This is a genomic window from Variovorax sp. P4_D9 (assembly GCF_056401695.1).
This window is the reverse complement of record NZ_JBFUIU010001556.1, coordinates 1-1024: the sequence shown is the minus strand read 5'-3', so window position 1 is coordinate 1024 and position 1024 is coordinate 1. Positions and strand designations below refer to the sequence as shown.

Genomic DNA, 1024 nt, shown 5'->3' with positions numbered 1-1024 from the left:
GGGCACCACCTGGCACACCGTCGAAAACCGGAATCACTCGACCCGGCAGGGCCTTCAGTTCGTCCAAGAAAGCGGCGCGCTCCGGCGTTCTCGCGCAGTAGTAAAGCGTCCACGGTTGGCCGAGCGCGCTCAGGCGTCGGGCCATCGCCAGCATCGGAGTGACGCCGATGCCGCCCGCCACCAGTATTGAGGATTGCGCGGGTTCGTAGAGCTGAAAGTGGTTGCGCGGCGTGCTGATGTGAACGATGTCACCGACCTTGAGTTCGTCATGCAGGTAGGCTGATCCGCCACGCGTGTTTGCGTCTCTGGCAACCCCGATCATGTAGCGGTCGTGTTCGGCCGGATCGTTGCAGAGCGAGTACTGGCGCACGATGAAGTGGCCGTGGGAGTCGCGCACCGGCAGTTCCACGTCGATGTGAGAGCCCGCTGCGAAGGGCGTGAGCTCATAGCCGTCGACTGCGCGCAGTTCGATCGCGACAACGCCATCTGCAACCACGCGGCGCTCGTCCACCCGCACGTTCAGGCCGGTGGTGGTGGGCATCGAATTCGGTGGGACCATGGTGTGGGCTCTCGGACAGTCAGGTGGGAGCAGGAAACAGGGCGGTCACTGGGCAGGGACCTGCACAGGCATGGAACTCAAGCCACGGAAGACCGGCGAATGCATGCGAACGACCTGGTTGTGCAGGACGGTGAACCGGCGAGTCCGCGAAAACCATTCCTCAAGGAAGATCCGCGTCATGGCCTTGGCCAGCTGGGCGCCGAGGCAGAAATGGACGCCGTGCCCCATCGCCAGATGGCGGCCGGGAGGTCGCGTGATGTCGAAACGGTCGGGGTCGGTGAACTTGCGCTCATCGCGATTGGCCGAGCCGTACATCACGAGCACGCTCTGCCCGGCGCGGATTGTCTGGCCATGCAGTTCGATGTCCTGTGTGGCCGTACGATGAAAGCGCTGCGTCGGGGTGTCGTAGCGCAGCATTTCCTCGATGGCGATCGGGGCCTTGGACAGATCCGACGCCAACAGGTC

General features: G+C 63.9%; 2 protein-coding genes. Both read right to left on the bottom strand.

Translation table 11 applies throughout. The annotated features are described in order from the left end of the window. Positions 1–559 (bottom strand): ferredoxin reductase (locus AC1DY5_RS56860; RefSeq protein WP_478122910.1); only part of this gene is annotated, 559 nt, incomplete at its 3' end. A 45-nt stretch (positions 560–604) separates the two neighbouring features. Further along, positions 605–1024: cytochrome P450 (locus AC1DY5_RS56855; RefSeq protein WP_478122909.1), on the bottom strand; the 420-nt coding region annotated here is incomplete at its 5' end.